The sequence below is a fragment of the Erythrobacter aurantius genome (genome assembly GCF_023823125.1).
Taxonomy (GTDB): domain Bacteria; phylum Pseudomonadota; class Alphaproteobacteria; order Sphingomonadales; family Sphingomonadaceae; genus Erythrobacter; species Erythrobacter aurantius.
The window spans coordinates 1,504,147-1,516,297 of sequence record NZ_CP090949.1 but is presented as its reverse complement, the minus strand read 5'-3'; the positions used below and the strand labels follow the sequence as shown (position 1 = coordinate 1,516,297).

11 protein-coding genes are annotated in these 12,151 nt (G+C 64.5%); 6 read left to right on the top strand and 5 right to left on the bottom strand.

Annotated features, from left to right (window positions below; all coding sequences use genetic code 11):
* The first annotated feature begins 307 nt into the window (after window positions 1–307).
* Together L1K66_RS07145 and L1K66_RS07140 are read left to right on the top strand one after the other, a co-directional pair.
* Complete coding sequence (locus L1K66_RS07145; RefSeq protein ID WP_252260242.1) at window positions 308–1,654, top strand: APC family permease; 1,347 nt, start codon at window positions 308–310, stop codon at window positions 1,652–1,654.
* A gap of 55 nt (window positions 1,655–1,709) precedes the next feature.
* On the top strand, window positions 1,710–2,948 hold the full coding sequence (locus L1K66_RS07140; RefSeq protein WP_252260241.1) for an FAD-dependent oxidoreductase: 1,239 nt from the start codon (window positions 1,710–1,712) through the stop codon (window positions 2,946–2,948).
* On the opposite strand, the gene L1K66_RS07135 is transcribed toward L1K66_RS07140, so the two are convergent.
* A complete protein-coding gene (locus L1K66_RS07135) occupies window positions 2,912–3,502 on the bottom strand; it encodes a TlpA family protein disulfide reductase (protein WP_252260240.1) in 591 nt (196 codons plus the stop codon). The genes L1K66_RS07140 and L1K66_RS07135 overlap by 37 nt on opposite strands.
* Here L1K66_RS07135 and argH point away from each other — a divergent pair.
* From argH to L1K66_RS07115, 4 genes are read left to right on the top strand one after another with little or no spacing between them, the layout of a single operon-like run.
* The gene (gene argH, locus L1K66_RS07130) at window positions 3,501–4,910 is read left to right on the top strand and encodes an argininosuccinate lyase (RefSeq protein WP_252260239.1); all 1,410 of its coding nucleotides are present in this window, start codon (window positions 3,501–3,503) and stop codon (window positions 4,908–4,910) included. The genes L1K66_RS07135 and argH overlap by 2 nt on opposite strands.
* Window positions 4,910–5,146 carry a hypothetical protein gene (locus L1K66_RS07125; RefSeq protein ID WP_407931990.1) on the top strand — a complete coding sequence of 79 codons (237 nt, stop codon included), beginning with the start codon at window positions 4,910–4,912 and terminating at the stop codon, window positions 5,144–5,146. The genes argH and L1K66_RS07125 overlap by 1 nt, the downstream gene beginning before the upstream one ends.
* A gap of 27 nt (window positions 5,147–5,173) precedes the next feature.
* A complete protein-coding gene (gene lysA / locus L1K66_RS07120) occupies window positions 5,174–6,433 on the top strand; it encodes a diaminopimelate decarboxylase (RefSeq protein WP_252260237.1) in 1,260 nt (419 codons plus the stop codon).
* Window positions 6,430–7,263, top strand: a complete 834-nt coding sequence (locus L1K66_RS07115) for a precorrin-2 dehydrogenase/sirohydrochlorin ferrochelatase family protein (RefSeq protein ID WP_252260236.1) — start codon at window positions 6,430–6,432, stop codon at window positions 7,261–7,263. The genes lysA and L1K66_RS07115 overlap by 4 nt, the downstream gene beginning before the upstream one ends.
* A gap of 2 nt (window positions 7,264–7,265) precedes the next feature.
* On the opposite strand, the gene L1K66_RS07110 is transcribed toward L1K66_RS07115, so the two are convergent.
* The 4 genes from L1K66_RS07110 to L1K66_RS07095 all read right to left on the bottom strand — a co-directional run bounded on the left by L1K66_RS07110 (window position 7,266) and on the right by L1K66_RS07095 (window position 12,106).
* Window positions 7,266–8,264: a MarR family transcriptional regulator gene (locus tag L1K66_RS07110; protein ID WP_252260235.1), complete on the bottom strand. Its 999-nt coding sequence runs from the start codon at window positions 8,262–8,264 to the stop codon at window positions 7,266–7,268.
* Between the two features lie 51 nt (window positions 8,265–8,315).
* Window positions 8,316–8,876 carry a L,D-transpeptidase family protein gene (locus L1K66_RS07105; protein WP_252260234.1) on the bottom strand — a complete coding sequence of 187 codons (561 nt, stop codon included), beginning with the start codon at window positions 8,874–8,876 and terminating at the stop codon, window positions 8,316–8,318.
* 7 nt (window positions 8,877–8,883) lie between these two features.
* Window positions 8,884–10,173 (bottom strand): adenylosuccinate synthase, encoded by a 1,290-nt coding sequence (locus L1K66_RS07100; protein WP_034952548.1) that lies wholly within the window; start codon window positions 10,171–10,173, stop codon window positions 8,884–8,886.
* 289 nt (window positions 10,174–10,462) lie between these two features.
* Window positions 10,463–12,106 carry a hypothetical protein gene (locus tag L1K66_RS07095; RefSeq protein ID WP_252260233.1) on the bottom strand — a complete coding sequence of 548 codons (1,644 nt, stop codon included), beginning with the start codon at window positions 12,104–12,106 and terminating at the stop codon, window positions 10,463–10,465.
* Between the last annotated feature and the right edge of the window lie 45 nt (window positions 12,107–12,151).

The window sequence follows — 12,151 nt, the reverse complement described above, 5'->3', positions numbered from 1 at the left end:
TTGCCGCTTGACCGAAGGGTGGATTAGGCCGCATCTATTCGGCAACGTTCTGGACAAGCTGACACCGAACCCGCTCCGGCAATATGCGCTGGCGGCGACAGGCGAATCTTGTCCTTCGTGCTCTGCGCCCTTGGGGGAGGGCTCAGACCGATTGAACCCCGGTGGACGGTAATGCGACCCGGCCGCTCACCGGGGTTCTACCATTCAAGGGGGTGGGGAAAATGGTGCAACCGGAACCCGCCCGCTGCGCATCCCGAGACCGTTTGAAAACTGCCCACCAATCGGAGGCCGGCGAGCCGGCGTCTGCATGAGCGAAGAAGCGACTTCGGGCCAGCTTCAGAAGCGGCTGGGCCTGCCATTTGCCATCGCCATCATGGCCGGATCGGTGATCGGCGCAGGCATTCTGCGCACGCCCGGCGTTGTCGCCAACGAAGTGCCGGTGTTCTGGATCGCCATGCTGCTATGGGCCTTGGGAGGGATTTACGTCCTGCTGTCGGTCAATGTCGCCTCGGAGCTGACGACCGCACTGCCCCGCGCTGGCGGGATCTATGTGCCGGTGCACGAGGCATTCGGTGACGGGATGGGCCTGTTGGCAGGATGGGCTATCTGGGCCGGATATGTCGCGGGGGCTGCCGCGCTAGCCCTCGCCTTCGTGGAATTCCTCGCCATCGCTATCCCCTCGTTGCAGGGCTATACAGTCCCGCTGGCCCTTGCCGCGATCGGCGCGGTCACCGTGCTGAACCTGTTCGGCGTCGAAGAAGGGCGCATCTCGAACATTGTCGGCCTGTCGATCAAGCTTGCCCTTCTGGGCGGGGTGATCGTCGCGGCGCTGATCATGGACCCGGCTTCCGCCCCACCCAGCCAGCCCCTGCCCGCTGCTTCCCCGGCAGAGGCGGCAATCGGCTGGGTCGCGCTGATCACCGCGCTGCAGATCGTGCTTGGCGCCTATGACGGCTGGCAAGGGCCGACATTCTTCGCCGAGGAGGACAAGGACCCGGCCCGGAACATCCCGCGCGCTTTCTTCCGATCGGCGGTGATCATTCTGGTGGTGTATCTCGGCATCAACCTCTGCGTGTTCACCGTGCTCGATATCGAGACCTTGCGTTCTTCCGATCTTCCGGTCGCGATCATGATCGAAAGCCTGCTCGGTCCGGCCGGGGTGAAGGTGGCAGGGGTTGCCGCCGCAGTCATGGCGCTGCTGACGCTCAACGCGGTATCCATGACCCATCCGCGCATCCTGTTCGGCATGGCCCGCGACCGCCTGTTCCTGAAGAGCGCGCTCAAGGTCAACAAGGGCGGAACGCCGTGGGTGGCCATGCTGATAGGATCGGGCCTTGCAGTGCCGATGATCCTCAGCGGAGCCTATGTGTTCGTATTCAAGATACAGGTGGCGACGGGCATTTTCGCGGGCGTGCTGTACAATGCCGCCTATTTCGCGCTGCGGCGGCAGCGGCCCGATATGCACCGCCCGTTTCGGGCAATCGGGCATCCGGTTCTGCCCGCGCTGATCCTTGCCATCACGGTGGGCTTGTTCGTCGCAGTGATCGTCGCAGACCCATCAGGCGGGTTGTGGATGCTGGCCCTGATAGCGATCTGCCTGCCCGTCGGCATCCATCTCAAGCGGCAGCGAAGCCTGACCGAAAAAACCGCATAGGCGGAACGCCAAATCCGTCTTGGCGCGAGCTCCGCAATCCGCCATGGCGCTATCCATGACGCGTCTATCCATCGCCATCGCAGGTTGCGGCCCGGCCGGGCTCGCCGCGGCAATCCTGCTGGATGCGCAAGGGCACGAAATCACCATATTCGACCAGTTCGACGAACCCGGCCCGGTGGGATCGGGCCTGATGATCCAGCCAAGCGGCATGGCTGTGCTGGACCGTCTGGGACTGGCCGAAGAAACGCTGGCGCGCGGGGCACGGGTGGATGCGCTGCTGGGGCTGGAGGAGCACGGCAAGGCGGTGCTCGACGCGCCCTATTCCAAGCTGGGCGTGCCGGGCGCGTTCGGCATCGGCATCCACCGTGCGAGCCTTTTCGGCGTCTTGCTTGAGGCGGCGCAGGCGCGCGGGATCGCGATTGCAACGGGGCACGCCGTCACCGGCAGCACTCTGGATGCGGCAGGGCGCCGGCTGACTTTCGACACTCGCGAACCGACTGCGGCCTTCGATCTGGTGATTGATGCGACGGGCTGGCGCACCGTGTTCGACAGCGAGCCCAAGGGCGTGCTGGAATTCGGCGCGCTGTGGGCGAGCCTGCCTACCCTGCCCGGCGATCCGTTTGCGGGCAATCTGCTCGAACAAAGGTATCGCCGCGCCGCGCAGATGGTAGGCGTGCTGCCGATCGGGACGCGCAAGGGCGAAACCGGCCCCGAAGTCGCGTTCTTCTGGTCGCTGAAGCGCGCCGATTATGCCGCATGGGCTGACACCCCGCTGGACGAATGGAAGGATCAGGTCCGCGCGCTGTGGCCCGACACCGGCGTGCTGCTTGACCGGATCGAACGGCGCGAACAATTGACCTTCGCGATCTACGCCCACCGCACACAGAACCCTCCGACAAGGGAGCGCATGATCGCCATTGGCGATGCCTGGCATTCGGCCAGTCCGCAGCTGGGTCAGGGCGCCAACATGGCGCTGCTCGACGCCTGGGGCCTTGCGCGCGGGATCGAGGAAGGGCGTACCCTGGATGAAAAGCTGCGCCTCGCGGTCAGCTGGCGGCGCGATCATGTCTGGCTGTATCAATGGGTCACGCGGCTGTTCACCCCGCTGTACCAGTCGGACACCGATTGGCACCCCGCGATACGCGACCGGCTGCTTGCACCGCTGTCGCAGATCTGGCCAACGTCGCGGATACAGGCGCAATTGATGAGCGGGCTGTTCGGTTTCCCGCTCGGCCCGCTGGGCCTGACCGTGCCTGATTACGAAGCGCTTTCGGCCAGCGCCTCGCGCAGTTGAGCGATCGCTTCCTCGCTATCCCATTCGTAATCGCCCGCGACCCGCAGGATTTCCTTGCCATCGGCGTCGAACAGGATCGACATCGGAAGCAGGCCACCTTCGGAGAATTCTACCGCCATGTCGTTGTCCGGGTCGAGCCAGGGTTCAAGCCGCTCGAACCCCTGCTGGGCAAAGAACGGCGCAACCACCTCTGCCCCGCGCACGTCCTGGCTGATGGTGAGCACCCGCAATTCGCCCTCCATCTGCCCCGCCAGCGCATCCAGCGCAGGCATTTCCACCCGGCACGGCACGCACCACGTCGCCCACAGATTGACCAGCACCGGCTGATCGAGCGATGCCAGTTCCAGCTGATTGCCCTCCGGATCGCTAAGGGTCAGTTCGGGCAGCGGCGTCCCGGCAAAGGCGCGTACCATCTGGCCCGGCAATTGTGGCGGGACCGCAGCCGAGCTTGACGCATCAACAGCAGCGCTTTCTTGCGCCGCGTCCCCCGCGCCACTATCGCAGCCCGCAAGGGCGAAAGCCGCAAGTGCAGCAAGAGCAATCGAACGAGACATGAGCGACTCCAGAAATTCAATGTGGGGCGGGCGGTTCGCCGAAGGGCCTAGCGCCATAATGCGCGAGATCAATGCTTCGATCCCGTTCGACAAGGCGCTGTGGCGCGAAGACATCCGCGCGTCCAAGGCGCATGTCGCGATGCTGGGCGCGCAAGGGATCGTTTCGGCGGCGGACGCGGCCACGATCAGCGACGGGCTGGACCGGATCGCCGAGGAATACGAGCGCGACGGCGTGCCCGAAGACTGGGACCTCGAAGACATCCACATGACCGTTGAAGCGCGCCTGACCGAGCTGATCGGCCCGGTCGCCGGGCGGCTGCACACCGCGCGCAGCCGCAACGATCAGGTGGCGACCGATTTCAAGCTGTGGGTGTGCGCCGCGAATGCCCGTGCGCTCGCCGGAATTGCCGCGCTTCAGGCCGCGCTGGTCGAACGTGCGGATGAACACGCCGCCACGATCATGCCCGGCTTCACCCATTTGCAGACCGCTCAGCCGGTGACGCTGGGTCATCACCTGATGGCCTATTTCGAGATGCTGACCCGCGACGCTTCGCGCTTTTCCGCGGCGCAGGATCGGTTGAACGAATGCCCGCTCGGCTCCGCCGCGCTTGCGGGGACAGGCTTCCCGCTGGACCGTCAGGCGACCGCAAGCGCGCTCGATTTCCGGGAGCCTACGCGCAATTCACTCGACGCCGTGTCAGACCGCGATTTCGCGCTCGACTACCTGATGGCGGCAAGCCAATGCGCGATCCACCTGTCACGTCTGGCGGAGGAACTGATCCTGTGGGCCAGCCAGCCCTTCGGCTTTGCATCCTTGCCTGACAGCCTTTCCACCGGCTCCTCGATCATGCCGCAAAAGCGCAATCCCGACGCGGCGGAGCTGGTGCGCGGGCATTCAGGCCGGATCATCGGAGCAGCGACTTCGCTGATGATCACGATGAAGGGCCTGCCGCTCGCCTATTCAAAGGACATGCAGGACGACAAGCCTCCGGTGTTCGAAGCCGCCGGCCTGTTCGACCTGTCGCTCGCCGCGATGACGGGGATGATCGCCGAGACCACATTCAAGGCTGAGCGGATGCGCGCTGCTGCGCAGGCCGGCCACGCAACCGCGACCGACCTTGCCGACTGGCTGGTGCGCGCCGCCGACATTCCTTTCCGCGAAGCGCACCACATCACTGGCGAAGCGGTGAAGCTGGCCGATGCCAAGGGCTGCTCGCTTGAGGAGCTGGCGCTGGCCGATTTGCAGGCGATTGACCCGCGCATCAATGAAAGCGTGTTCGGCGCGCTCTCGATCGACGCGTCGGTGGCCGCGCGCGCTTCCTATGGCGGCACCGCGCCCGATCAGGTAAGGCAGCGCGTGGCCCAGGCGCGCGAACGCCTCGCACGCGAAACCGGGACGGAGAAATGATGCGCCTTGCAGTGATCCTGATCGCCGGAGCCACGCTTTCCGCCTGCGGCGCGCGCACCGCGCTTGAGCCGGTGGAGGGAACCAATCTTCCCCCGGCGCCTTATGGCGAGGGAGCGCGTCCCGATGCCGAGCAATTGCTCGAACTCGAAGCGCTCGCCGCGCCGGAGCGCAGCGTGGAATTGCGTCGCCGGTCAGAAGAACGGGCGGACGACCCCTTCGACCTGCCGCCGGAATGATATCGACGACACCAAGACCAGTTTCTGATGGACCATTTTGAGATCAAGAATGGCGTCATGCACGCCGAAAACGTGCCGCTGCCGGATATTGCCGATGCAGTCGGCACACCCGTCTATGTCTATTCGCGCGCCACGCTGGAACGGCACGCGCGCGTCTTCCGCGAAGCTCTGGACGGTGTGCCGGACAAGCTGATCGCCTTCGCGGTGAAGTCCAATCCCAACCTCGCCGTGCTCAAGGTCCTGCAAAAACAAGGCTATGGCGCAGACGTGGTTTCCGTCGGTGAAATGCGCCGTGCGCTGGCCGCCGGGATTGCCCCGGAGAAGATCGTCTTTTCGGGGGTCGGCAAGACTGCGGCGGAGTTGCGCGCCGCGCTGCAAGCCGGGATCGGGCAATTCAACATCGAGAGCGAGGAAGAGGGCCTTGAGCTTGCCGAAATCGCGGCGGAGATGGGCCTGACGGCGCAATGCGCGCTGCGGATCAATCCCGATGTCGATGCCGGGACGCATGACAAGATCTCGACCGGGAAGGCTGACAACAAGTTCGGCGTACCGATCAACGAAGCCGGGCAGATTTTCGGCAAGCTGGCCGGGCAACCGGGCGTCAACCTGCGCGGCGTGGCGGTGCATATCGGCAGCCAGCTGGGTGATCTGGCTCCGCTGGAAACGGCCTTTGCCAAGCTGGGTGAACTGGTTTCGAGCCTGCGCGGCGCGGGCCATGTTATCACCCATGTCGATCTGGGCGGCGGCCTGGGCGTTCCCTATCGCAAGGGCGAAGTGCTGCCCCCGCCGTCCGAATACGGTGCGATGGTTGCCCGCGTGACTAAAGACTGGGGCGTTACCCTGATCTTCGAACCGGGCCGGGTGATCGCGGGCAATGCCGGGGTGCTGCTGACACGGGTGGTGCGGGTCAAGCGCGGGATCAATGATCCATTCGTGATCGTCGATGCGGCGATGAACGATCTGGCGCGCCCTGCCCTTTACGGCGCCTATCACGGTTTTGAAGCGGTACAGCCCGACGGCGCGCAGATGACCGCCAATATCGTCGGCCCCATCTGCGAGACGGGCGATACCTTTGCCATGGGCCGCGAGTGTGACCGCTTGCAAAGCGGCGATCTCGCCGTGTTCCGCACGGCCGGGGCCTATGGCGCGACCATGGCATCAAGCTACAACTCGCGCGGGTTCGTGGCTGAGGTTCTGGTGGACGAAGACCGCTTTGCCGTGGTGGCAGACCGGATCGATGCCGGTTCGATCATGGATGCCGAACGGGTGCCCGACTGGCTCGCATGAGCGAACTGCACAGCCTCCCGCTCTTTCACCGGATCGCCGGACAGACGGTTCTGGTGCTCGGCGATGGCGATGCGGCAGAGCCCAAGCGGCGGCTGGTCGAGCGCGCTGGCGGGATCGTGATCGATGATCAGCAGCGCGCGATTGACGAAGGCGTGCGGCTGGCCTTCGTCGCCTTTGACGATGCGAAGGCCTGCGAAGTGGCGGCGATCAACCTGCGCTGTGCGGGGTTGCTGGTGAACGTCGTGGACCGGCCTGACCTTTGCGACTTCACCACGCCGAGCATTCTCGATCGCGATCCGGTGCTGATCGCGGTTGCAACGGGCGGCGCATCGGCGGGGCTGGCCAAACATCTGCGATTGCGGCTGGAGCGGTTGTTGCCGCAATCGCTGGGCGAACTGGCCGCGCGGCTATTTGCTTCGCGCGATGCGCTGCGCAGCGCCTATCCCGAAGCGGGGCAGCGGCGTCGGGCTCTGGATGCGGCTTTGAGCGAAGGCGGGGCGCTTGATCCCTTTGATCCCAATTCGGCCGGGCGCGTGGACCAATGGCTTGCCGGCGCGGATTCGGTCGAAGCGGATCGGACGGTGGTTTTGAGCCTCGCAAGCACCGATCCGGACGATCTCACGCTCAAGCAGGCGCGCCTTCTGGGAGAAGCGGACACGGTCTGCACCGACGCAAATATCCCGGCGACGATCCTTGCGCGGGCGCGAGCGGATGCGAGACGGGTCGTTTGCACCAACACTGACTGCCCGTTTGCGACGGGAGCATCAAACCGATGCCCCAAGGCTGGCGGCGGTCTAACCGTCGTCCTGCGCCAGCCACCACAGCGGTAGGGTCACGCCGCCTGCTGCAACAGCGGAGCTTCGACCTCAGCGAAATAGCGCGCCATCGCGCTCGCTGACTGATCGCTCAGGCCGATGAATGCGCGGCGGCGGTCGCTGGGATCGTCGACCCGCACGAACACGCCGCTATCGACCAGCTGCTTGATCCAGCGCAGCGCCGTCGTCGCCGGCACTCCGGCGGCGATACACAGCGAAGTCACCGAGACACGCTGATGCTCCGCCTGTGCCGCCGTCAGATCGAGCAGCATGTCCCATGCGGGATCAGCGAACAATTCGGCATCGAAGAACTTCGCCCGCGCTTGCCGTGCCGAGATGATCCGGCGCACATGGCGCGGATCGGGCAGCGGCGGGCGAGCGGCGTTGAACCGATTGCCCTCTCCCCGCTCGATCAGCAGGCCATCATCGCGCGCCGGTGCCGAGAACATCGCACCCTGCGACGGCTCGCTTGTCTCGACCCGCCCCGAAAGACCTTCAAGCTTGTGCGCGATCGCTTCCACCTGGCGCGAAAGGTGCAGCAGGTTGAGGCGATCGACCTCCGTCATCTCCCGCACGCGCGGGTTGGCGATATCAGCCAGCACCCGGCCCACCGCGATGACGCGTTCCGCCCGGCTTGGTTGCACGAGTATCTGCGGATCAGACTGGTCGAGCGCAGCGAAGACATCTTCGAGCGCGTCGAGTGAGGTCGATATGATGAGATGCGCCCCGCTGCGTGCCGCGCGCATATCCAGCCGCGCCAGTGCCGCCAGCGACTTGCCATCGACGACCGGACAATCGAGCATCACCACATCGCCCAGCATGGCAATCGGCCCGTCCAGCAGCGAAGCGACCGCCCCGCCGTCAATCGTGCGAAAACCAGCCCCGGCCAGGTCCGCCGCGATCTCGCCACGCACCGAAGCGCGATCGGCGAAGATTGCCACTCGCGCCGGAACTCCCGCCGCGTCCTGCGCCCCATCATAGTCAAAATCGGCGGCTTGATAGTCCAGCTGTGTCATCGATTCGCCTCCTGTAACAGGAGAACGAGAGTAGAACAGAACGGGATCAAGTCAAGGTCGTATCTCGATCGGTGTCCCGTCAGGCACCAGCTGCCACAGCTCCTCGACCTCGGCATTGCTGAGCGCGATGCAGCCATCGGTCCAGTCGCCGGGCATCCGGCCCATCGGCAGGCCGTTGGGCTGGCCGTGGATAAAGATGTCGCCGCCCGGCGATCTTCCCATGCTTTCGGCATAGGCCCGGTCGGCAGCGTTGGGATAGGATATGCGCAAGCTCAGGTGATAGCTGCTGCGCGGGTTGCGCGTGTCGATGGTGTAGCGCCCTTCGGGCGTGCGTTCGTCGCCTTCGAAGCGTTTGTGCCCCTGCGGCGCGTCGCCGAACTGCAAGCCGCGATAGGCCTTGATCGGCTTGCCTTTCGCATAAGCGATCAGCAGGCGATCCGACTTGTCGACCAGCAGGAAGTCGGCGACCAGCGGCGTCCCGGCGGCGACATCGGGCAGCACCGGCGCCTGCGGCAGAATGACGCCCTGCCCCGATCGTTCCACCACCTGCGCCGGAGGCCCTGCACAGGCCGCGAGCAGCATCAGGAACGCCAGGGCGAAGAACCGCTTCATCCCCGCATCAGTCCACAAACGGATCCCGCATCAGGATCGTGTCGTCACGTTCGGGCGAAGTCGAAACCAGCGCCACCGGGCATTCGATCAATTCCTGGATGCGCTGGATATACTTGATCGCATTGGCGGGCAGATCGGCATAGCTGCGAGCACCCACGGTGCTTTCGCTCCAGCCTTCCATTTCCTCGTAAATCGGCTCCACCGCGGCCTGATCCCCGGCGTGGCTGGGCAGATAGTCGAGCACATTGCCGCGCAGCCGGTATCCGGTGCAGATCTTCACCGTCTCCAGCCCGTCGAGCACGTCGATCTTGGTCAGCGCGATGCCCGTCACCCCGCTGATCGCGCAGGTCTGGCGCACGATCACCGCATCGAACCAGCCGACGCGGCGCTGGCGACCGGTGACAGTGCCGAATTCATGGCCACGCTCGCCAATGCCCTTGCCGACCTCGTCCTCAAGCTCGGTCGGGAACGGGCCGCTGCCGACGCGGGTGGTGTAAGCTTTCACAATGCCCAGCACGAAGCCGGTCGAATTGGGTCCCAGCCCGCTGCCGCTGGCGGCCGTGCCGCTGACGGTGTTGGAGCTGGTGACGAACGGATAGGTGCCGTGATCGACATCCAGCAGCACGCCCTGCGCGCCTTCGAACAGGATCTTGGCCCCGGCCTTGCGCACCTTCTTCAGCCGTTTCCACACCGGCTGCGCAAACCGCAGCACGAACGGTGCGACATCCCGCAGTTCGGCAAGCAGCGCCTCGCGATCCACCGGCGGCTGATCGAACCCGGCGCGCAGCGCATCATGGTGCGCGCACAGCCGGTCAAGCTGCGGCTCCAGATCATCCAAGTGGGCAAGGTCGCACACGCGGATAGCGCGGCGGCCCACCTTGTCTTCGTATGCCGGGCCGATCCCGCGCCCGGTGGTGCCGATCTTGCCCTTGCCCGCAGCGGTTTCGCGCAAACCGTCGAGATCGCGGTGCAGCGGCAGGATCAGCGGGCAGTTGTCCGCAATCGCGAGGTTATCGTCATTGATCACGACCCCCTGCCCTTCGAGCTTCGTCACCTCGTCGCGCAGCGCCCACGGATCGAGCACCACGCCATTGCCGATCATGCTCATCGTGCCCGACACGATGCCCGATGGCAGCAGCGACAGCTTGAACACATTGCCGTCGATCACCAGCGTGTGCCCGGCGTTGTGCCCGCCCTGGAAACGCACGACGACATCGGCCCGGCTCGCCAGCCAGTCGACGATCTTGCCCTTGCCCTCATCGCCCCACTGGGCGCCGATTACGGTGACGTTGGCCATTCAAACACTTTCACTGAAGTTTCGACAAACGGGCGGGGGTTAGGGGCTTGGACGGTGGAGGGCAAGTGCGCTGCGAGGTGGAACAGTGAAATGGGTGTTTTAAAAATATTCAGAACCCGGCAAGCAACTGATTTAAATAACTTAATTGCCAAAGGGGTGTGACTTTTCATCACCATTGCGTTTCCTTGCCGTTTCCACGCCGATGCTGGCGGGATTTTCGACCGCCAACAGATCATGCCCCGGCCATGCCGCTGTAGGAAAGCGCGAAGCGCGCCGCCCCGGCCAATCGCTATCCGCCGAATTCCACCATCGCGGTTTCGCACGCGTTCACCCGCGCCATTTCGATCTCGCGCCCGCTCTGCGTCACCACCTTGAAATCGAACAGGCAGGCCTGCGATCCGTCGCTGACATTGACGTTCCACTGCTGCCCCCCGGCCAGCACGCCGCTGCCCGCCAGCTTGTCATCGCCCCAGTCGAGCGTTGCGGAATTCGACCAAAAGATCGAACTGATCGTCTCCCCGGTCTGGTTGAGGATCGAGATATTGCGATCGCTTGTCGCCGCCCCCGGCTTGGCCTTGCCCCCTGTGCCCTGTCCGGCGAACACCGCATCTTCGCCGCCAAAAGCGATCGTCAGCGTGTTGAAAACGTCGCCCAGATTATCGACCGACATCGCGTAATCGGCACAGGCACCCTTGGGATCGAGGGTGAAGCTGGTGCGATCGGTCATGTCGTAATCCGAATGGACCGATGATCCGGTGGCATCGGTGACATCGAAATCGAGATCGGTGTCGCCATCGCCGCTCGCCAGCACCTTAGTCACGTCGCAAACCCGCAGCGCCACTTTGGTCGCGGAATTGGCGTTGACCCGGTATTCGCCCGGCCCCAGCGGCCCGCGCAAGGCGTCCGCCGCGGTCAGCGCGACGTTGAAGACATTGTAGACATCGCCGAGGTTGGACACTTCGACCGCGAAAGTCTCGCACTCGCTGCTCGGCTTGAGCGTGGCGAAGGTGACATCGGACATGTCGACATCGGAATGCACCACGGTGCCTTCGGCATCGGTGACGGTGAAATCGAGATCGGTATCGCCATCGCCGCGCACTTCCATGCGGGTCATGCCGCAGACGGGCAGATTGACCTTCAGCGTCGAATTCGCCTCTGCCCGGTATTCGCCCGCGCCTTCGGTTTCGGCAAGGGTGACTGTGCCGCCAGCCCCGCCGCCATCGGCCAGCCGGACCCCTTCGAGCGTGGTGCTCGGTGCGGTTCCGGCGAAGGGGGCAGGGTCAGCGCCCTTGGGCTCCACCACCACCATCAGCGCGTTGTAGACATCGCCAAGGTTGGCGACCTCCATCTGGAACGTCTCGCAATCGGAAAGCAGGCCCGCCAGCGTGACGGAGGTTTCATCGGTTTCGCCCGCGTCTTCGTGGACGACGCCTTCGTCCGAATTGCGGATGATGAAATCGAGATCGGTATCCCCGTCGCCGCGCGCCGTCACCGCGGCAGAAGTTCCGCAAGCCTTGAAATCGAGCGTGCGCGTCTCGTTCGCCTGGATGATGTATTTCTGGATCCGGACAGAGCTTTCGACAATCGGTTCGAGCGCGACAGTGAAGGCGTTGGCCTCTTCACCCAGGTTCGACACGGCGAGCGAATAGGCGGCGCAATCATCGCCCTCTTTCTCGATCACGATGCTGAGGTAATCGTCCACCCCTTCGTCCGAATGCACCATTGTGCCTGCGGAATCGGTAAGGACGAAATCGAGATCGGTCCCGGTGTCGCCGCGCACGGCAAGCTGGCTTTCGGCGGAGCAGACCTGCAGCGATATTGTCGCAACCGATCCCCCGTCCACGCTGTATTCATCGACGCTGGCCGATGCGGGCGCGGCAATGATCGCAAGGCTTGCGACACAGGTGAGAAGGGTTGCTTTGGTATCAATCATGCGCGTCACCCGGAAATCTGGAAACCTCGATTGCCTGTCAGGCTA

Coding starts and splice junctions, on each gene's coding strand:
- L1K66_RS07145 (WP_252260242.1), top strand. CDS start 308: ATGAGCGAAGAAGCGACTTCGGGCCAGCTTCAGAAGCGGCTGGGCCTG.
- L1K66_RS07140 (WP_252260241.1), top strand. CDS start 1,710: ATGACGCGTCTATCCATCGCCATCGCAGGTTGCGGCCCGGCCGGGCTC.
- argH (WP_252260239.1), top strand. CDS start 3,501: ATGAGCGACTCCAGAAATTCAATGTGGGGCGGGCGGTTCGCCGAAGGG.
- L1K66_RS07135 (WP_252260240.1), bottom strand. CDS start 3,502: ATGTCTCGTTCGATTGCTCTTGCTGCACTTGCGGCTTTCGCCCTTGCG.
- L1K66_RS07125 (WP_407931990.1), top strand. CDS start 4,910: ATGCGCCTTGCAGTGATCCTGATCGCCGGAGCCACGCTTTCCGCCTGC.
- lysA (WP_252260237.1), top strand. CDS start 5,174: ATGGACCATTTTGAGATCAAGAATGGCGTCATGCACGCCGAAAACGTG.
- L1K66_RS07115 (WP_252260236.1), top strand. CDS start 6,430: ATGAGCGAACTGCACAGCCTCCCGCTCTTTCACCGGATCGCCGGACAG.
- L1K66_RS07110 (WP_252260235.1), bottom strand. CDS start 8,264: ATGACACAGCTGGACTATCAAGCCGCCGATTTTGACTATGATGGGGCG.
- L1K66_RS07105 (WP_252260234.1), bottom strand. CDS start 8,876: ATGAAGCGGTTCTTCGCCCTGGCGTTCCTGATGCTGCTCGCGGCCTGT.
- L1K66_RS07100 (WP_034952548.1), bottom strand. CDS start 10,173: ATGGCCAACGTCACCGTAATCGGCGCCCAGTGGGGCGATGAGGGCAAG.
- L1K66_RS07095 (WP_252260233.1), bottom strand. CDS start 12,106: ATGATTGATACCAAAGCAACCCTTCTCACCTGTGTCGCAAGCCTTGCG.